At 38.1% G+C, this 19772-nt stretch carries 15 protein-coding genes; 13 read left to right on the forward strand and 2 right to left on the reverse strand.

The window, feature by feature from the left end; all coding sequences use genetic code 11:
* The first annotated feature begins 145 nt into the window (after positions 1 to 145).
* The 6 genes from CSV76_RS07365 to CSV76_RS07390 all read left to right on the forward strand — a co-directional run bounded on the left by CSV76_RS07365 (position 146) and on the right by CSV76_RS07390 (position 6863).
* Entirely contained in the window at positions 146 to 985 is an 840-nt protein-coding gene (locus CSV76_RS07365; protein ID WP_099625146.1) for a malate synthase, read from the forward strand.
* Positions 986 to 1296: 311 nt separating this feature from the next.
* Positions 1297 to 2283 carry a LacI family DNA-binding transcriptional regulator gene (locus CSV76_RS07370; protein WP_099625147.1) on the forward strand — a complete coding sequence of 329 codons (987 nt, stop codon included), beginning with the start codon at positions 1297 to 1299 and terminating at the stop codon, positions 2281 to 2283.
* A 153-nt stretch (positions 2284 to 2436) separates the two neighbouring features.
* Positions 2437 to 3717, forward strand: coding sequence for a histidinol dehydrogenase (gene hisD, locus CSV76_RS07375; protein WP_099625148.1), 1281 nt, complete (start codon positions 2437 to 2439; stop codon positions 3715 to 3717).
* Positions 3718 to 3758: 41 nt separating this feature from the next.
* Positions 3759 to 5075 carry a GntP family permease gene (locus CSV76_RS07380; RefSeq protein WP_085426075.1) on the forward strand — a complete coding sequence of 439 codons (1317 nt, stop codon included), beginning with the start codon at positions 3759 to 3761 and terminating at the stop codon, positions 5073 to 5075.
* A 76-nt stretch (positions 5076 to 5151) separates the two neighbouring features.
* On the forward strand, positions 5152 to 6102 hold the full coding sequence (locus tag CSV76_RS07385) for a 3-hydroxyacyl-CoA dehydrogenase family protein (protein WP_085426076.1): 951 nt from the start codon (positions 5152 to 5154) through the stop codon (positions 6100 to 6102).
* Positions 6099 to 6863 (forward strand): SDR family NAD(P)-dependent oxidoreductase, encoded by a 765-nt coding sequence (locus tag CSV76_RS07390; protein WP_085426077.1) that lies wholly within the window; start codon positions 6099 to 6101, stop codon positions 6861 to 6863. The genes CSV76_RS07385 and CSV76_RS07390 overlap by 4 nt, the downstream gene beginning before the upstream one ends.
* A 70-nt stretch (positions 6864 to 6933) precedes the next feature.
* Here CSV76_RS07390 and CSV76_RS07395 read toward each other — a convergent pair whose 3' ends face one another.
* Entirely contained in the window at positions 6934 to 8997 is a 2064-nt protein-coding gene (locus CSV76_RS07395; RefSeq protein WP_099625149.1) for a catalase, read from the reverse strand.
* Between the two features lie 223 nt (positions 8998 to 9220).
* Between CSV76_RS07395 and CSV76_RS17250 the strand changes: the two genes are divergently transcribed.
* The 5 genes from CSV76_RS17250 to CSV76_RS17255 all read left to right on the forward strand — a co-directional run bounded on the left by CSV76_RS17250 (position 9221) and on the right by CSV76_RS17255 (position 12583).
* On the forward strand, positions 9221 to 9385 hold the full coding sequence (locus tag CSV76_RS17250; protein WP_157129902.1) for a hypothetical protein: 165 nt from the start codon (positions 9221 to 9223) through the stop codon (positions 9383 to 9385).
* Between the two features lie 30 nt (positions 9386 to 9415).
* Complete coding sequence (locus CSV76_RS07400; RefSeq protein ID WP_099625150.1) at positions 9416 to 10657, forward strand: metal-dependent hydrolase family protein; 1242 nt, start codon at positions 9416 to 9418, stop codon at positions 10655 to 10657.
* Between the two features lie 179 nt (positions 10658 to 10836).
* Entirely contained in the window at positions 10837 to 11307 is a 471-nt protein-coding gene (locus CSV76_RS07405) for a peptide-methionine (S)-S-oxide reductase (protein WP_099625151.1), read from the forward strand.
* Positions 11308 to 11718 (forward strand): MepB family protein, encoded by a 411-nt coding sequence (locus CSV76_RS07410; RefSeq protein WP_233204431.1) that lies wholly within the window; start codon positions 11308 to 11310, stop codon positions 11716 to 11718.
* 703 nt (positions 11719 to 12421) lie between these two features.
* Positions 12422 to 12583, forward strand: coding sequence for a hypothetical protein (locus CSV76_RS17255; RefSeq protein WP_158232758.1), 162 nt, complete (start codon positions 12422 to 12424; stop codon positions 12581 to 12583).
* Positions 12584 to 13164: 581 nt separating this feature from the next.
* Here CSV76_RS17255 and CSV76_RS07415 read toward each other — a convergent pair.
* The gene (locus CSV76_RS07415) at positions 13165 to 13752 is read right to left on the reverse strand and encodes a DUF2247 family protein (protein WP_099625152.1); all 588 of its coding nucleotides are present in this window, start codon (positions 13750 to 13752) and stop codon (positions 13165 to 13167) included.
* 668 nt (positions 13753 to 14420) lie between these two features.
* Here CSV76_RS07415 and CSV76_RS07420 point away from each other — a divergent pair.
* Both CSV76_RS07420 and CSV76_RS07425 read left to right on the forward strand, forming a co-directional pair.
* A complete protein-coding gene (locus tag CSV76_RS07420; RefSeq protein WP_099625153.1) occupies positions 14421 to 14753 on the forward strand; it encodes a hypothetical protein in 333 nt (110 codons plus the stop codon).
* Positions 14754 to 14821: 68 nt separating this feature from the next.
* Positions 14822 to 19333: a DNRLRE domain-containing protein gene (locus CSV76_RS07425; RefSeq protein ID WP_099625154.1), complete on the forward strand. Its 4512-nt coding sequence runs from the start codon at positions 14822 to 14824 to the stop codon at positions 19331 to 19333.
* The last annotated feature ends 439 nt before the right edge of the window (positions 19334 to 19772 follow it).

Below are 19772 nucleotides of genomic sequence, written 5' to 3' on the forward strand. Positions count from 1 at the left end.
AATGGAGGGCGCTTTTTTGAATTTGAAAATTGGCTTGTTCCATTTAATTTAATAATTTTTTTAATAAGCAGGTTGTAGCAGGGGGTCTTGATAAGACTAACTGTCAAGACGTGTATCAAAGAATTTAATAGGAGGAGAATGTCTAGTGAATTTGATTAACGAAGAAATAACTCATAACGTGTTTGGTGAAGGAAATATTGTGGAACACGAGGAATCATTCATCACCGTTGATTTTAACAAGGATCTTAAAAGATTTGTTTATCCCGATGCTTTTGAAAACTTTATTAAATTAAATGATCGAAGTATGGCAGAGTCGTTAGAAAAAGTCTTTGTAGAAAGAAAAGCTGAAGAGAAAATTCTTGAGAAGAAACGTAAAGAAGAAAAAGCTGCTCAAAGATTAGAACAGCAACGTAGAGAAATACTCAAGAATCATAAAATTCATGAAAGCTCACAAATCGTTTTCTGGTTAGATTCAGAAAAGCAATCAGACATTTTGAATAGTTGGGAAATAACTACAGGCAACATTCAGAGCGGGAAGAACAAAGGTCTACCGAACCCTGTTACACGTTTGCGCCCGAACAGTGCAGGTATTCTAACCGTAAGAACTTCTGATCAAACGGAAACGGAAAGAATCATTTTAGGTCTTTTCATGGTTGATGATACATTTACAGGTACTATTGGGGAAGACGGATTGGTTCCTTACCACCCTGAATATAGAATAACACTGACAGAAGAAGAATCTCAGAAAATGCTTTTCTGGAATTACTACAAAAATAAAAACTACCCAGACCGTACTTCATGGAATTCGGGAACATTCCGCTATTTTGATAATATTTGGACAGCTCAAATATTACGAGATATCATTGCGTTGAAAACGGATGAAGAAGAAATCAAAGAAGCACAAAATTTCATGGACTACTTCTGTAGAATGAATGCGATTGACATGACAAATATTCCAGAAGTTGAAGGTGCGCTGAACTCGTAACTAAAACGAGTTAAACGATGCACTTTATGAATAACTGAACAAATTTAAAGCTGCCAGGTACGAGCACAGGATGACTGTGTTGGTACCTGGCAGCTTATTGATTTTCAAGAAATCATACAACACACAAATCGTTCCCGTTGTGCAGTGTACTATTTTGGATAGCAATACATACTAGTAGTCAATTCACATGAGCTTTTCTGATATAATTAAAATTAAGATATAAGCTACAGACGTCTTGTTTCTATAGTAAACAAAAAGCCGTCATACATATACAGTAAATTAAAAACTAGTACTAGGGGGAATGGATAAAGATGCGAAATACAGTAACTGCGATGGACGTCGCTAAGCTAGCCGGCGTTTCACAATCATCAGTTTCAAGAGTTTATTTTGAAGGTGCTTCTGTTTCGGATAAAACTAGGAAACGGGTTCTGGAGGCGGCAGCCGAGCTTGGTTACCGTCCTAACGTATACGCGAGAAGTCTAATTACGAACCAATCTAAAATTATTGGGTTAGTAATGAAAAATGTGCAAAATCCATTTTATGCGCATGTGTTGAAACGATTCAGCTCCATCTTTAAAAAGCAGGGATACAGTATCTTATTTGTTTCAACAAATAATGATGAAATCCAAGATGAAGACGTGGAAACATTACTCAACTACAATGTAGCGGGCGTAATCGTGACGGATGCTACGATGTCCCAAGAAGTGGGGGAAGAGTTCAAGAAAAGTCATATTCCCATAGTATTCTTTAATAGAAAGCCACGTAATAACGTCTATCATTCAATAAGTTGCAATAATTTACAAGCAGGTCGCTCTATCGCACAATTTTTATTAGCTACTGGATCAACTGAATTAGCGTTGGTGACAGGTAATGAAGATACGTCGACAAGTATTGAACGAAAAAAAGGCTTTTGTGAAATACTCGATCAACAAAATATCCCACTCCGTACGTATAATTCAGATTACACTTACGAAGGTGGATATAATACGGCAATGTCCATTTTAGAAGAAAATCAGTTACCTTCTGCAATTTTTGTTGCAAATGATATTATGGCACTTGGACTGCTGGATGCCTTTCGCAAGTATAAAGTTCTTATACCAGAACACACTAAGGTTATTGGATTTGATAATATCGCGATGACTTCTTGGCCTGCATATGAATTAACTACATGGGAACAGCCAATAGAAGAAATGATCGAGAAAACAGTGACTTATCTGATGGATGAAGTCCAGTCCTATACAGGATTAGTCCGCACAATAGAAGTGGATGGAAAATTAGTTGAAAGAAAAACCACATAATTGCTTGACTTTAATGAATTGTTGGACTAGGATTTTCATATAGAGTCTCTTGCATACGTATGCAATAGTAAGTACTCTTACAAGTTTTAGAAATATAGATCAGTAAAATGTCCAAAGAATAATGTAAGCGGTTAAAAAATAGGAGGCGTACTCATGGTAAAAGTGATTAAAGCAGGTAAATCCCAAGAAGAAGTAATAGCAAACGACACAAAGGTATCCGAAATTGTTGCAGGAGCTTTGAAAGATGTAGAAACTCGTGGTGACCAAGCAGTTCGTGAATTATCTGAGAAGTTCGATAAGTGGAGCCCTGAATCATTCAGATTGAGCGAATCAGAAATTAAAGATATCGTGGCACAAGTGCCTGATAGCGTCATTGAAGACATTAAGTTTGCACAAACTAATATTAAAGCGTTTGCAGAAGCGCAACTGGCTTCATTGCATGATGTAGAAGTGGAAAATATTCCAGGAGTTATTTTGGGGCATAAAAATATTCCTGTAAACAGTGTAGGCTGTTATATCCCCGGTGGCCGTTACCCGATGGTTGCGTCTGCGCATATGAGCGTGTTGACTGCGAAAGTTGCAGGAGTGAAACGAGTGATCGCATGTACACCACCGATTAATGGTGAAATTCCAAAAGCGACGATAGCGGCTATGTATTTAGCAGGAGCAGACGAAATTTACTTGTTGGGCGGCATTCAAGCGATGGGTGCAATGGCGATCGGGACAGAAACAATTGAATCTGTTGATATGATTGTCGGACCTGGTAATGCGTTCGTTGCAGAAGCGAAGCGTCAATTATACGGTCGTGTAGGAATAGATCTCTTTGCAGGTCCAACTGAGACATTAGTTGTAGCAGACCACACAGCAGATGCAGAAATGATAGCGATTGATCTTCTAGGACAAGGTGAACACGGACCAACGTCTCCTGGCGCATTGATTACGACTTCTGAAGAGCTGGCACATGAAACTATTAAAGAAATTGCGCGTCAATTGGAAACGCTTCCGACAGCAGACGTTGCAAGCGTATCGTGGGAAGACTATGGTCAAATATTGGTCGTGGATTCCATTGAAGAAGCTCGTGTAGAAGCGGATCGCTTGGCATTTGAACACGTAGAGATTTTAACGGAGAACCCAGATTACTTCCTTGAGAATATGACTAACTACGGTTGCTTGTTCTTGGGACCAGAGACGAACGTAGCGTACGGAGATAAAGTAATTGGAACAAATCATACACTACCGACTAAAGGAGCAGCTCGTTATACAGGTGGATTATGGGTGGGTAAATTCATCAAAACAGTTACTTATCAGAAGATCACAACACCTGAAGCTTCAGCCTATATCGGCGAATACGCAGCAAGACTTTGTCTATTGGAAAACTTTGAAGGACATGCAAGACAAGCTCAACTTCGAGTAGATCGTTACGGAAAAAACTAAAGAGAACTTTTAAGGTAGCAAGGTAATTAGGAGGAATGACTATGTTAGGGATGATCGGCCTTTTTGGGGGACTTGCGATCTTGATCTTTTTGACAATGAAAGGGATGAACCTTCTTATTGCGGCGCCAATTACAGCGCTGTTTATCGCGATTTTGAATGGAATCCCGCTGTTCCCACAGTTAGTAGAAGAAGGCGCGGTTAACTTCTTAACGAACTATATGGGCGGATTTACAGGATTCATCGCCTCTTGGTATTTGATGTTCTTGACAGGTGCAATATTCGGTAAAGTCATGGAAGACAGTGGTGGTGCTGATAGTATTTCAAAATGGATTGTCAGTAAAATCGGTATGAAGAGGGCGGCATTGGCCGTGGTTATAGCTTGTGCAGTGTTAACGTATGGCGGGGTAAGTTTGTTTGTTGTTGCATTCTCGGTATATCCGATGGCGCTCAGTCTTTTCAAACAAGCTGACTTGCCAAGAAGATTCATTCCTGCGGCACTGGCATTCGGTTCTACGACATTTACGATGACATCTGCGGGATCTCCTGAAATCCAAAACTGGATTCCAATTGAGTTTCTTGGGACGACTCCATATGCTGGATGGGAAGTTAGTATTTTCGTAGCCGTCTTTATGTTCTTATTTGGCTATTGGTGGTTGAAACGAATGATTTCAAAAGCCGTTGCCAATGGCGAGAAATTCATCTCAAGAAAAACAGATAAAGAAGTAGATATGAAAAGAGATCTTCCTAATCCAATTCTTAGCATGATTCCGTTGGTTGTTGTACTTGGACTCACTTTACTTTTACACAAATCACTCGGAACATCCGCACTGATCATCTCTTTAAGTGGTGGTATATTGGCAACATTCTTGCTGAATAAAAAATACTTCCAGAACTTTGGACATGCGGTTGGAGAAGGGGCAATGGGTGCAGTGATTGCAATCGCAAACACTGCAGCAGTTGTTGGTTTTGGTGGTGTAGTAAAGGCGACACCGGCTTTTGAAGCGGCGGTCAACGTGATGACGGATATACCAGGTAGCCCACTGATCGGTGGAGCATTGGCAGTAGCGGTTATTGCCGGACTGACTGGTTCATCATCTGGTGGACAAGCTATCGCCTTGCCACTACTAGCACCACATTATTTAGATTTAGGCGTCGATCCGGAAGCCTTGCATCGTACAGTTTCCATATCTTCAGGGTCACTTGATTCACTTCCTCAAGGTGGATATGTTGTAACGACTATCCGATCCATTGCAGGTGAAACACATAAAGACGCGTACCCAGCATTTGGAGCGTTGTCAGTTGTTGTACCAATACTTGGTGCTGCGGTTGCAGTGATTCTATTCTCAATCGGACTATAAGAACATGAACCCAACGAGCCGTAACTTGGTTTGTTGGGTCTCTTAATTTCCCAGGCAATGAAAAGGAGTGAATGAAATGAATACTATAACGATTATAGGCTGCGGTACAATGGGCCACTCTATAGGATTGGCGGCTGCTTGGTCAGGTATTCCTGTTAGACTGGTTGGAATGAGCGAAAAGGATCTGGATAAAGCACGGGCTGGATTACAAAGTAAATTGGATACTATGATGGAAAACGGTCTTCTAGATGTAATTAAGATAAAAGAAATACAGAAAGCCATTGAATTCACAACTTCCTTAGAAGAGGCAGTTGTTGATTCCAGTTTCATTTTTGAAGTAATTCCTGAACAAATTGAATTAAAACGGGTATTGTATAAAAAGCTAGAGCAACTCGTCAGTAAGACAAGCATTATTGCTAGCAACACATCGGGATTTAAACCTAGTGAACTAGCTACAGAAATGAAGTATCCGAATCGATTCATCGTCACTCATTTCTGGAATCCTGCACATTTGATCCCGCTTGTAGAAGTTGTAAAGGGAGAGTATACAGATGACGAAACGGTAGAGTCGGCAATGGAGTTACTCAGGTCGATGAATAAGAAGCCGGTACTTGTAAAAAAAGAAATCACGGGCTTTATAGGCAATCGCCTTCAATACGCATTGTTTAGAGAAGCGCAGTATTTGTTGGACATTGGGGCAGCGTCTAAAGAAGACATAGATGCTGCAGTTACCTATAGCATCGGACGTCGTTTGCCTGTTACCGGACCTCTAATGACAGCGGATATGGGCGGACTGGATGTGTTTTCGGCCATCTCGAATTATTTGTTTAGTGACTTGAGTGTAGCTGAGCAGTCGGGAGAAGCGGTGACTAGTCTCGTGGATGCGGGTCATTTAGGGGATAAAAGCGGACGTGGATTTTACGACTGGGATGAAAAGACTTCGCAAAAGATCAATAAAGAACGAGAACGCATGTTGATCGAATTCTTGAAGAATGATAAGAAGTTGGATGAGGAGGTAGAAAAATGAGCAGCTATTTCACTGAACTTGCGGGCAAGACGATAATTGTTACCGGTGGAAGCAAAGGGATAGGAAAAGATATCGCGCGTACATTTGCGGAGCTTAAAGCGAATGTCATCGTTACTGGACGTGATGAAGAAGTTCTTCAAAAAGCAGTATTAGAGCTGCAGGAGTTGAATCCAAGATGTATGGGGATACCGGGAGATTTAAGCAACTTATCTGTAATTCAACAACTGATCGAGACTGTCGTGACGGAGTTTGGAACGATTGACGTGTTAGTGAATAACGCGGGAGTAAATATTGCGAAGCTTGCAATGGAAGTGACTGAAGCAGATTGGGATACCGTACTTGATTTGAATTTGAAGTCGGTGTTCTTTAGCAGTCAGGCAGCCGCACGTCATATGCTGAAGCAAAACAGTGGCAAGATCATTAATATCGCTTCACAAATGGCATTCGTAGGTTATTATAAACGTGCAGCGTATTGTGCCAGCAAAGGTGGACTTGTTCAATTGACGAAAGCGCTAGCGGTAGAGTGGGCGGAGCATGGTGTGACGGTCAATGCAGTAGCTCCTACGTTCATTGAAACTGAGTTAACAGAGAAGATGTTTGAGGATGTAGATTTTAAATCTGATGTAGAGAAACGTATACTATTAAATGGTTTGGCGAAACCGAAAGATATTTCAGGGGCGGTTCTATATTTGGCTTCTGATATGGCCGGTTTTGTTACAGGTGAAACGATTAAAGTTGACGGTGGATGGACAGCTATTTAATGAGTGCATCATTGTAATATAAAAAAGCGTCACTCGCGAGGAACCGAGTGACGCTTTTTGCTGGATATAATCAGTAAATATCTCGATCCCAAAAGCGTTGTTGGGTAATTGCGAGTATATACTCGTCGTTAAATGCAGCAGTATTTTTAGCAAGCACAATGCCTGGTCCTTTTTTCGCGTTAGATGCTGCGAATAAAGAGTTTCCGGTTTTCGCTACACTGATCGGCTTATAATGCATGAATGCTTCATTAATATAATAGACGCTATCCGAATTGAATTTCGCTTGATTTGCTGCGTTTCCACCTACAACATACAGAGAATCGAATAGCACCGGAGCCGTGGTTGAAAATGTTTCATTGATTTGAATCTCCAGTCCATTCTTCCCTCTTACCGTACCCAGTTTTTCACCAATCGTATACGTCCACACACCATACTTCGCTAAGTGTTCAATTGTGGATTTCACTTCATCATCGTCAAAACCGTCCCCGATTAAAATGCCAACTTTCATGCTGTATGGATAGCGAGCAGTATTTTCCTGGCTCAGCGCAGGGGAGGATGCGGTCACATCCACTTGCTCGCCCGTCGGCTTGTTGACCCCTACATTATTCGCTATTGCAGTAGCCATTTCCCGATCAACGTTTGAGAACATATCCACCACTTGTTGTCGAACACTTATACTATTCACTTTTCCTACTTCGAAGCTAAACGCGTTAATAATATGCTGCTTTTCGGGAGGCGACATACTGTTCCAGAACATTCGAGCTTGTGAAAAGTGATCTTTGAATGATTCACTCCGTGCTTGAATGACGCGGCCTTCTACTTTCTCAGCGTAATGTTCAAGACCGCCTTCTTTGGCTGTCGAAGTGGAAGGGTTGTTATTAGCGAGTGAATTTTTATGATAGCTTACTTTGCCAACATCAATCCGCTGGCGATTGAACCCATTACGCTGGTTATTATGGAACGGACATACTGCGCGGTTAATCGGAATTTCAGCGAAGTTCGGTCCGCCTAGTCGGTAGAGTTGGGTATCTAAATAAGATAGTAGCCTTCCTTGCAAGAGGGGATCGTTGGTGAAATCTATTCCAGGAACAATATTACCTGGGTGGAAGGCGGCTTGTTCGGTTTCGGCAAAGACGTTTGTGACGTTTTGATTTAATGTCATTTTTCCGATAATCTTAACAGGCACAATCTCTTCGGGCCAAATTTTGGTCGCATCGAGTATATCGAAATTAAACATAAATTCATCTTCTTCAGCAATCATCTGCACGCCGAATTCATATTCTGCGAAATAGCCATTGTCAATACAGTCCCACAGGTCTTTACGTTGGAAGTCTGCATTTTTTCCTGCGATCTTCTGCGCTTCGTCCCATACTAATGAATGTACACCTAGTATCGGTTTCCAATGGAATTTTACGAATGTGGCTTTTCCTTCACTATTAACGAATCGGAAAGTATGAACGCCAAAGCCCTCCATCATCCGCCAACTTCTCGGAATGGTGCGATCGGACATTTGCCACATGACCATGTGGGCAGACTCCTGATTGTTTGCTACGAAATCCCAAAACGTATCATGCGCTGAAGCGGCTTGTGGCATATCCGTATCAGGTTCAGGTTTAACCGCATGAACGAGATCAGGGAACTTCATGCTGTCCTGAATGAAAAATACAGGTAGATTATTTCCTACCAAATCATAGTTACCTTCTTCTGTGTAAAACTTTACCGCGAAACCTCGAACATCTCTTGCTGTATCGACAGAACCTAAATTACCCGCAACATTAGAAAAACGTGTGAAAACAGGAGTCTTCTTTCCGGGTTCTTGAAGAAAACCTGCTGTCGTATAATCTTTCATCGATTCATATAACTCAAATTCGCCGTGCGCTGCATAGCCTCTCGCATGGACAACGCGTTCAGGAATCCGTTCGCGGTCAAAGTGCATGAGTTTCTCTTTTAAATGAATACCTTCCATTAAAGTAGGTCCGCGTACACCGGCTTTTAATGATTCTTCATCATTGGATACTTTCACTCCTTGGTTCGTCGTAAACTTTTTGTCTTTGTTATCTACTTTAAATTCATCTAACTGTTTCATTTTTTGATTTTGTTTAGAATCCATATTTTTGTTTGTTGATTCATCCATCAAAAGATCTCCTCCATTACTAATGTAAACTGCGTTATACATATAAATCTTTACTAGTGTATGTAGTATTTTAGCAAAATAGCACAAAGACTATTGATAGAGCAATTTTTAAAGCTTTCTAAGCTTCTGCATGCTTGCACGTTAGATAGTATAAGAGGTTTTATGATTATTACATGTATAAAAATATAAAGAACTTGGCGATTTAACTGAATATTATTTCCATATGGATCTGCTACATGATATATTGGATATCGTAATCAGAAGATACATACGTTTCACTAGAGATGAAAGAGAAGCAAACATTATTACAGATGAACTCTTGGCGTCTAGGTTGATGGGGGCATTTAGTACGGTCATGATCACTTTCGCTTTCATTGCAGATATCTAAGTTCGAACTATATAAAGTGGAGGGGAAAATATGCAAAAGATTATAATAGAAAACGGATTAGTAATTGATGGAACAGGTTCGGAAAGTAAAGTTAATCAAATCGTAGTGATTACTGGTCAAAAAATCGAATTCATAGGAAAGAATTCCGAGTATCAAGCTACCGGAGATGAAACGATTATAGATGCACAAGGTGGAACGATTTTACCAGGCTTCATCGATACACATGTACATATGATGATGCAATTTAGTCCTGTGGCGGAACGTTTGGCTACACCATTTTCGTTCATGTATTACCAAGCTGCGGAATATTTGAAAACTACATTACATGCGGGCATTACGTCTGTTCGTGACGCACTTGGAGCCGATGCCGGAGTCAAAAAGGCGATAGAAGATGGATTCATTTCAGGTCCGAGAATGCAATTGAGTATCAATGCATTGACTATTACAGGTGGACATGGCGATGGCTATACCGTTTCAGGAAATGTAATAGATATTATGCCTTCGAACTATCCGGGCATGCCGAATGGTTTATGCGATGGTGTGGAAGAAGTACGTAAGAAAACACGCGAAATGTTGCGTGCTGGCGCAGAAGTCATTAAAGTACATGCTACAGGTGGTGTTTTGAGTGCTACTGACCATCCGGAATTCACTCAGTTTTCATTGGAAGAACTTAAAGTGATGGTGGAAGAAGGTCACTTTAGAAAAGGAATCAAAGTAATGGCACATGCGCAAGGTGCAGAAGGAATTAAAAACGCGGTGCGCGCCGGTGTTCATTCGATTGAGCACGGAATTTTCATTGATGATGAAGCGATTGAATTAATGCTTGAAAACGGTACGTTCCTCGTCCCGACATTATTAGCACCAGTTGCAGTTTTAGAAACGGCGCATGAAACAGGGATGCCTGAAACGGCTGTGCAGAAATCTAAAGAAGTGATTGATCAACACGTCGCAAGTTTCACAAAAGCATATAATGCGGGCGTTAAAATCGCGATGGGTACAGATGCTGGCGTGTTCAAGCATGGTACAAACCTTCGTGAACTAGGTTTAATGGTTGATGCGGGTATGTCGCCTATGGAATCGATCATCGCTTCTACAAAAACAGCTGCGGAATGTTTAGGGTGGGAAGATCGAGTCGGTACATTGGAGACTGGAAAACTTGCGGATGTACTTGTTGTGAAAGGAAATCCGTTGGAAGATATTTATTCATTAGCTAATAATGACACGATTCAAGTAGTTATTAAAGATGGCAAGGTAGAAAAGGATATACGGTGATCGTTGATAAGTTCTAAATGATGAACACAAAAAGACTGTTTTTGAGATAAACGGTCTTTTTGTGTTTTGAATTTATACCGAGTGTTGTCTATCCACTTGAACAAAACAACGACTTATATGATAGTAGACATAAGAACATGCGTGTACTATGGTGAATTGATTGTAAAGGGGAAATTCTTATGGAAGTTGTATATGTTGCAGGTGGTTGTTTATGGGGAGTGCAAGCTTTTATCAAAACCTTGCCTGGTGTTCTACTAACAGAAGCGGGTCGAGCGAATGGATCGAGTCAAACGCTTGACGGTGAATATGATGGTTATGCTGAATGTGTGAAAGTGGAGTTTAATCCTGTAGTTTTGACGGTTGATAGATTAATGGAGTATGTATTTGAAATTATTGATCCGTATAGTTTGAACAAACAAGGGCAGGATATGGGCGAAAAGTATAGGACAGGTATTTATAGCGAACAATCCGAACATTTACGTAAAGCGAATGCGTTTATTCAGGCAAGACACGATGTCGATCGTATCGTGGTGGAAGTGGAACCTTTAACAAATTATATAAAGAGTGCAGACGAACATCAAGATCGGTTGGATCATTATCCAGAAGATTATTGTCATATTCCAGAGAATGTATTAAATAGGTACAAGTAGATGCAGTTTACAACAGCGTTATCTCATGTAAATAGAATGATGTATGAACCTCTTCACTTACCCATTTATTGTATCCAAGAAGAAATGCAAAATGTGAAGTACGGTGCTGGAACGTTTCAGTTGGCGACAAAAACTATTCGATTTAGGGTGGCGAACGTCACACCTACGAAAATTGGTCAGTTTGTGGCGTTCTGGCAAAAAGATAAACAGAATCGAAATCAGCCGTATTCATATGAAGAGACGCCAGACTTTGTGGTCATTACGACTTTTAAAGATGATCGGCAGTTCGGTCAATTTGTTTTCCCTAGAGAACTCCTTCTGGAACAGAATATTTTAGCGTCACCTTCTATAAAAGGGAAAATGGCTTTACGCGTCTATCCTGCCTGGGATCAGCCGACAAGCAAGCGTTGAACACACAGAAGTGGCAGTTGCCTTATTTTGTGGATATGTGTATTGCGGATCCTTTGCAAAGTAGACAGGTGTTGGCGTTGTATGGTTTTGTGTAATCAGAATTACGCGACTTATGTAAGTCTTTTATTTGATTTGCAGCACAAGTAGGTTGTTCTAGTGTGTGTAAATCATCCAGTTGAGTGGTTTAAATGCTAAAATAACAACAAAGTTAATACCGAATTAAAACATCAAATGGCATTGGAATTAACAATGTCATTTTTTCGTATGAACAGATTATAGGATTTATTATGCTATACTATTGGTAATTTAAGTTGAGCTTTATTTTTTAACAAATGGACTATTAGTTGCTTTGTATAGGGCTATTCAACAATCCAGGTGAAAGTTAGGATATTAAATAGTGTCAATAGGGAAATGGTTGTCAAAGATTTAATAATTATGTGATTCGAAAATCATTCCGATTTTTATCAGCTTTTTACGTACGAACTATTGGTTAAGGTAATAGAGGATTGACTAAACCATTAAAGAGTATTAAAAGATATCTCCATTTTTGGAGGGGGCTTTTCTATTATGTATCGAATTGTTGTTTTTTGATGCAAAACCGGAACAAATATAAAATCATCCATGGTAAAATAATAAATGCGTAGGTGGGCAAGCACGCCTATGACTCCTCAAGGCCGGCATCGGCTGAAGGGAGGTGCCGTAGATGCAACAAGAAAACAACGGGCGATACAAGACGCGGAAGGAGTTCCGAGAAGAACAAGCGAGACAAAGTCAAAGAGGACTGATCATCCTTAAGACTGTGTACTACTCAGGTAGAACACTTATCGCTGTAGTATTCGAGTGGCTCCGGTTACTTAAAACCTAACGCACAACCATCCCTTTATGGGGTGGTTTTTATTTTTGGGTAAAAAAATAGACGGCCGATGATCAGTCAGCCGTCTTGCCGTATTTGCAACATAGAAAAATACATAACGGGCGTATTTAATATGTGTTACTACCTTCAATTTAATACATGGAAAGTTGGTTGTCAAGACCAACCTATCGCCCAAAAGCGTATCAGCACCTTGTTTTTTAGTGCTCAATCATTTTAAGAGATCACTATACTTTATTCGGCAAACTACATAAATAACTGTGTTTTGCATCAGAAATAAATAATAAAGCCTAGTTTCTCTTTTAAATGCTAGGGAAATCAGGCTTTTGATGTTAAACAAACGCACACATTAATTGTACTAACGACTTTTAAGATTATGCTTTTTTAAAGATGTAAAATAGGTAATACGATAATAAACCAACAAAAAATCTGCGTTGTATAAGAACATATCAGCTAAATCAAATACTCCTACTTTAAATTGTGCTTATAAAAACTCAATCAAAAATACAAGTAGTTCAAAGGCTATTAATCTCGTTATGAACGTCTTTAATACGATGGATCAATCAGATGTGATTTTAGACAGATAAAAAGCGTTTTTCTTGTGTATTTAAAAAATCTTCCCACAATTCATTAAAATTTGTTAAGTCACGTGGTTCATTATCTATTATGAAATACGACGGAGCATTAATATAATTTTCCCAAAAGAGATCTTCAAGAACAACTGGTCGATCGAAATCCTCCCATATTACAGACACCTTTTCATATGAATCGTGCAGTGAATAAGGTACTTCCGCATGTAAGTTAGTGTATTGTTCTTTATATTTGAATAGCCAACATAGTATAAGATACAACAACTTTTCTTTAATGTTATTTATATCTTGTACTGGTTCTTGTTCAGCTAATTCTACCAAATATGGTTCTACTAATGATACTTCATGTTTAAACAAGCTTCCTAAGTCTAATAATGAAGTTGAAATCTTTTCTTCTTGAGAAATGAGTTTAACAGCTTTTTCGATTGCCGCATCAGGTTTGATAAATCCGCACTTGATCCCATAATATAATTCTTTCCAAGATAAATCAGTTTTACTAATTACAAATTCATAAGGTACAACAATTAATAATGAATTCTCTACAATGTTATTTGGTTGATTTTCTCCTGACATTTATTAAAGTTTACCTCCATTGTAAATAATTAGTGTATTACATTACCAGAACCATCCATAATATATTCAAATATACCGTCATAACCATTTACTTGTCCTGGCAGTCCGTTTATATAGAAAAACAATAATCTTTACTTAATGTTTAAGGGTCTAATAATTGCAAAAGAACATCCTCTAAACCCTTTTAACACTGAATGGGAAGCGAATAAAGCAGTATTAGTTTTTATGACGTCAAGGTATTAGTTTCTGGATATTATGTTTGTTTGCAAGTTCAAAAACAACTTAGAGACGATGATAAAGATTGCCTGTTTGAATCAGTTCCGCTTTTACAGTTAATTAACGACTTTATAATTGACACTGAATATATAAAAGAAAAAACGGGTCATTTTTGAACAGACTTTTGAGGGCTTCTCTTGGATTTTCGAGGAAGATACTTGGGGCAATTTTAAGCTTCGATATAATCGAATGGAAATGATGTGGGATTTTGTTCATAACGAATGGGCGCGTATAGGTTACATTTCCTATATCGACATGTGAAAATTTTATTATATAACCACGTATACTTGGTCTTTTTTTTAGTTGTTTTGACGCATCTATTTACTCCTGAATTCCTATATACTATTTTCCAGTATCAAATGATGCTATAAAAATAGTATAGGAGAGTTAAAATGGTTAGGGAATTTATTAAGAATATATTGGTGTATGTGATTATTTTAACATTAGTATTGTCACTTATTCCATTCGGAAATTTTGTTGCAAGTGCAGAAAAAATAAATGAAAGGAATATTGTTAAAAAAGAACCAATTGAAGTAATAAAAAAGCGTACTGCAACGTCGAAAACATTTGATAATTTTGATAATACTTATTCAACTGAGATTTCACAACAGCCCATTCATTTTAAGGATGATAATGGAGAATGGAAAGAAATTGATAACAAATTAATAGAGAAAAAGAATAATAAAATAATAAAATACAAAATACTGCAAATGAATTTACGGTAGAGTTTGATGAGACGATATCGGAAAGTAATGCAATATTTTCAATCATCAATGAAAATATTGAAATTAATATGGGGTTAGTTGGAACAAAAGATGATAACAAGAAAAATAATATTCAAGCGTTTATAAATAAAGTTACGGGTTCAATAAATGAAAATACAATTACTTATGCAAATGTATTAGACAATGCAGATGTTGTGTATACAGTGGGGGCAGACCGTGTAAAAGAAGATATTATTTATTCGGAAAAACCTGAACAGGGTATGCCTGAGGTATTTACCTATCAAGTCTCTCTGAACGGACTAGAGGTGCAACAGATTGAGCAAGCCATTTATTTAATAGACCCAGCGACACAGGAGAAGAAGTATATAATTGAAGCACCATATATGTATGATTCATATATTCCGGAAGGCTTTATCCATAACGAATTAATATCTTCAATTCCAGAGGAAGCCAAATCATATAACATAAAATTACAATCACGAGTTGAAGATGGACAACTATTCATCGATTTAATTCCTGATGCAACATGGTTAAATGATGAAAAACGTCAATATCCAATTACAATTGACCCAACAATTATTCGTTTGCAAGGGGAAGCAAGTACAGTTGATACATCAATTCGAAGCGCGTTCCCAACTCAAACTGGTGGTAATGATAACGAATTAGGAATTGGAACGGCAAAAGATGGGAATATCGTTCGAAGCTTATTAAAATTCGATTTATCCGCTATTCCGGCAGCTACAACTATTGTATCGGCCGATTTAAACTTATGGTTTACTTCTACTAATAGTGCTTCTCCAATTGATATCAATTTGCAGAAAGTCACGAAAGCGTGGGAAGAAAACGAAGCATCTTGGACATATAGTGAGAGTACTCCGTATACAAGATGGGCTACGGCAGGCGGGGACTATGCGGGTACTAAGTTATCGACTGTTTTAGGACTCACTTCACCACCTATTCTTAATGACGCTTTAATCAACTGGCATGTTCCCATCAGTGTGGTACAAACATGGCTAACAGATCCAACTACCAATCATGGTTTTTTATTAAAGAGCACAAACGAAAATACAAAAATCTATAAAAAGTTTGCAAGTAGCGAGCAAGAAGTACCCGATCAATATAAGCCCCAGCTTGTCATCACTTATAAAACAACAGCTCGTTTAGGGGTGGAAGATTATTGGGACTATGCTTCACATGAATTAGTGGATGGTACAAATTATGTAAACTTAACGACGCTAAACAATATCCTACAATATTCAGACCTCTCGATAATAGGCTATGCGGGCTTTGGTCTCGATTTTACCCGAACTTACAATAGTAAAGACTATGAAAAATCAGCATTTGGTTACGGATGGACATTTACAGGAGATGAAAAAATCTTCATTAATACCGGTGGTGACAGCAGTAAGTTGCAATATAAAGATGCTGATGGTACTATCCACGTGTTTTCATATGATGCAAAATATGGTGGATATCATGCACCTACTGGTAATTTTGAAAAATTAAAAAAAGTAAACGATAGTACTTATGTAATGACAGATCCTTATGGCTATAAAACAACATTTATCGTCCGTGAATCTACAAAGGATACAGATGTACAGGTAGCGTATATTACAAAACAAGAAGATCGAAATAGCAATACGATAAATTATGAGTATGACGGAAACAATCGGTTATTAGCTATCTATACTGGTTTAGGAAATGAGCTTGGTAAGAAACTAACATTTAGTTACAATAGTTCAGGTCTCATTAGCCAAGCGAAATATAACGATCAAGAAATTAATTATGGGTATACAACAAGTGGGTATTTAAATTCTGTCAGTGTCAAAAAATCGTCTGAAACTAGAGCAATAACACAGTTTGAATACACAAATAACCGGATTTCAGCAGTGGTCGATGCTAATGGCAATCGGATGAGTTTCGCATATACGATTAATGCAGATTTAGAAAGTGTCACAGAGCCGTCCGTCAGTGGAACAGCTTCGAAAACCGTGTATACTTTAGATCGTGTCAATGCAATGGCGACAGTAACAAATCCCGAAGGAGAAGTAACACGTTATTCTGTCGATGATAATTATGTGATTAATCGTGCATTGCTCTCTTCAGGAGAAGATATTTCCTATAAATTTAATCATAATTATCAAATTCTTGAAGAGACAACATCAGTAGATGGACAAGCCTCAACTATAAAGAATACTTATGATTCAAACGGGAATTTATTAATTACCACAGATGCAGAAAATAACGTACAAACTAATACCTATACCGCTTATCGAAATATTGAGTCCTATACGGATTCCACAGGTGCGGTTTCAACGTATAAGTATGATAATGTAAATGGAAATTTACTAGAAAGCAAAATACCTTCTAAAGAAGGCTTATCTTTTACAACGACGTATCGGTATGACTCAAATGGTGAGTTAATCAAAATGATCACCTCAGATGGCGTGGAAGAGACCTATACAACGGATTATACTGGATCACCAATTAGAAAAACGACGACACATAAAGATGCATTTAACATCATAACGAAAACGGAAACAGATATTAATGGCAATGTTGTTCGATCAATGGATGGAAAATCGAAGTTCACAGATTTTAATTATAATCTAAAAAATGAATTAACTGCTGTAACAGCAAACAATCAAACAACTAACTATTTGTATGATAGAAATGGAAATCTAGTAAATGTAAAAAATCCACTAGGCTATCATACAAACTACAGCTATAATGGGCAAAATCAAATCATCTCGGAGACGAATGGAGAGGGCAAAGTAACAACCTATGTCTATAATGCAAATGGTGATTTAACGGAGATTAAAAAAGCAGATAAGCAGACAATCCAATACGGTACGGATGACGCTAATAACCTTTCCACAGTATCCGTAAACGATGTTGAGAAGTTCAAAACAAGAATGGAAGGCACAGATACCGTTGTGGAAGATAAAACATCACAATCATCTGTTCGCTATCAATTCTACGACAACGATTTGCTTCAAACAATTAAATTTAATGAACAATCTACAAATGCCATTCATTATACGTATTATGGCAATGAATCTATCGCTAAGATTATGTATGGCAGCACTGCAATTGAACGTCAGGTTGATAATGCTCAAAACATGACAGCCCTGAAGTTGAATGGTGAAACCCAAGTCGGCTTTACGTATAATAATAACGGTTTGGTAAATGATGTAAATTACAAAGACAATGCCGCTAACATTACAAAAGACTATAAAAATGAAACACGACTAAGCCAAGAATCGTTCTCTACCAACAATTCATTATGGAAAACATTTACTTATGGTTATGATGCAAATCATAATATAACCTCCATTAGTAGTGGGAATAGCAATGTAGCTTACACGTATGATGCCCTAAACCAACTTGAAAGTGAAATATACTCTGATGCGGAGATTCACTATACGTATGACGCAGCGGGCAACCGAACTTCTAAAAAAATAATAAAAAATGGATTACCAACAACGGTAAACTATTCGTTCAATAAGACAAATCAATTAAAGAGAGTGAATGGTCAAGAATATGAAGTAGATGCAAATGGCAACCTCATCAATGACGGTAAATTTCGTTATGAGTGGAACGCCTTTGATCAATTGACGAAAGTATTGACTAGTGGTGGCAATAATATTGCGGAGTACCGCTACGATGACCAAGGTAGACGGGTATTTTCAAATACGTCTAGTGGCGAAACATATTACCGTTATAACGGAACATCCAACCAAGTATTATTTGAAGAAGATGCAAGTGGCAACCTTATAAAAACCTACACATACGACGATAACAGCAACCCATTGACAATGACCTACCAGGGTGAAACCTATTATTACCTCACAAACTACCGTGGAGATGTCCTCGCGCTTGTGAACAAATCAGGAGAAAGAGTCGCAACCTACACATACGATGCGTGGGGGAATATTTTAACGCAAAGTGGTAGTGAAATCGCAACCATCAACCCATATCGTTACGCAGGTTACCGTTATGATGAAGATACGAAGTTATACTATCTAATGGCACGTTATTATAATCCAGATTCAGGAGTATTCCTATCGTTAGACCCAGTACGTGGTGATTTAACAAATCCAACTACACTAAATGGATATAACTACGCGAATAATAATCCGATGATGAATGTAGATCCGGATGGGGAAGTAGCTTGGTGGATAGGAGCTGCTATTACCGGAGGTCTAATGAATGCTATGCCTCTGCTTTTAAATTATCTTATTAAACATAAAAGTTTAAAAGGCTTTAATTGGTTTATATTTGGTAGAGCTTTTGCTGTAGGGGCCATTACAGGAATTGGAGGAATGGGATTATATAGGACTGTTGCAAGTACAGGTGCAGGTTTAATAACTAGAGTTATAGCTATGGCTTCGTATGGACCCAAAGCATATATCTTAAATACAATTGCTCAGGGAAAAAAGCCGACTTTTAAGGGGGTTTATTCAGCATATGTTAGCTCTGGTATAACCTCAGGATTAAAAGTTTTTAAACATCTTCAATCTTTATATAGACACGGAGGGAAACGCTCTATACAGAGATATTTTAAATTAAATAGATAGGTGATGAGTAAATGAAAACTATTATCTTTTTATTGGGATTAGGAATTATAATTATCGGATTACTTTATTCAAAAAAACACCATGAAAAATTTTTTCTAACATCATATTCTTCTAGTTCTTCTTCATCTAGTGTAAATGATAGTTTAATTATTGGGGCTTTTTATTTCTTAATAGGTTTCATTCTATCTATTTCACCGTGGTATATAGTCAAAATAATTTTATTGTTATTAGGAATTCTTTTCATAGGTTTATCTCTATTTTATATGTAACTCAACTTTCGCGGACTGGAATTGTCAAATGGATGTATAATACCCGCTAGCGCTGTATAAGGTTGAAAAAATACTACTTATGACAAAATAATACTTATTGAAAACAAAAAAGCTAAAACTCAGCGAATGCTTTGAAGAAACTGTTTGATAAATAATCGTACAAGAGTATA

The sequence above is a fragment of the Sporosarcina sp. P17b genome, assembly GCF_002743115.1.
In the GTDB taxonomy this organism is placed as follows: domain Bacteria; phylum Bacillota; class Bacilli; order Bacillales_A; family Planococcaceae; genus Sporosarcina; species Sporosarcina ureae_C.

Excerpts from the sequence above, each read along its gene's own strand:
- CSV76_RS07385 (WP_085426076.1), top strand. The coding sequence starts at position 5,152 with ATGAATACTATAACGATTATAGGCTGCGGTACAATGGGCCACTCTATA.
- CSV76_RS07410 (WP_233204431.1), top strand. The coding sequence starts at position 11,308 with ATGCAGTTTACAACAGCGTTATCTCATGTAAATAGAATGATGTATGAA.
- CSV76_RS07370 (WP_099625147.1), top strand. The coding sequence starts at position 1,297 with ATGCGAAATACAGTAACTGCGATGGACGTCGCTAAGCTAGCCGGCGTT.
- CSV76_RS17255 (WP_158232758.1), top strand. The coding sequence starts at position 12,422 with ATGCAACAAGAAAACAACGGGCGATACAAGACGCGGAAGGAGTTCCGA.
- CSV76_RS17250 (WP_157129902.1), top strand. The coding sequence starts at position 9,221 with ATGGATCTGCTACATGATATATTGGATATCGTAATCAGAAGATACATA.
- CSV76_RS07395 (WP_099625149.1), bottom strand. The coding sequence starts at position 8,997 with ATGGATGAATCAACAAACAAAAATATGGATTCTAAACAAAATCAAAAA.
- CSV76_RS07390 (WP_085426077.1), top strand. The coding sequence starts at position 6,099 with ATGAGCAGCTATTTCACTGAACTTGCGGGCAAGACGATAATTGTTACC.
- CSV76_RS07420 (WP_099625153.1), top strand. The coding sequence starts at position 14,421 with ATGGTTAGGGAATTTATTAAGAATATATTGGTGTATGTGATTATTTTA.
- hisD (WP_099625148.1), top strand. The coding sequence starts at position 2,437 with ATGGTAAAAGTGATTAAAGCAGGTAAATCCCAAGAAGAAGTAATAGCA.
- CSV76_RS07380 (WP_085426075.1), top strand. The coding sequence starts at position 3,759 with ATGTTAGGGATGATCGGCCTTTTTGGGGGACTTGCGATCTTGATCTTT.
- CSV76_RS07415 (WP_099625152.1), bottom strand. The coding sequence starts at position 13,752 with ATGTCAGGAGAAAATCAACCAAATAACATTGTAGAGAATTCATTATTA.
- CSV76_RS07400 (WP_099625150.1), top strand. The coding sequence starts at position 9,416 with ATGCAAAAGATTATAATAGAAAACGGATTAGTAATTGATGGAACAGGT.
- CSV76_RS07425 (WP_099625154.1), top strand. The coding sequence starts at position 14,822 with ATGGGGTTAGTTGGAACAAAAGATGATAACAAGAAAAATAATATTCAA.
- CSV76_RS07405 (WP_099625151.1), top strand. The coding sequence starts at position 10,837 with ATGGAAGTTGTATATGTTGCAGGTGGTTGTTTATGGGGAGTGCAAGCT.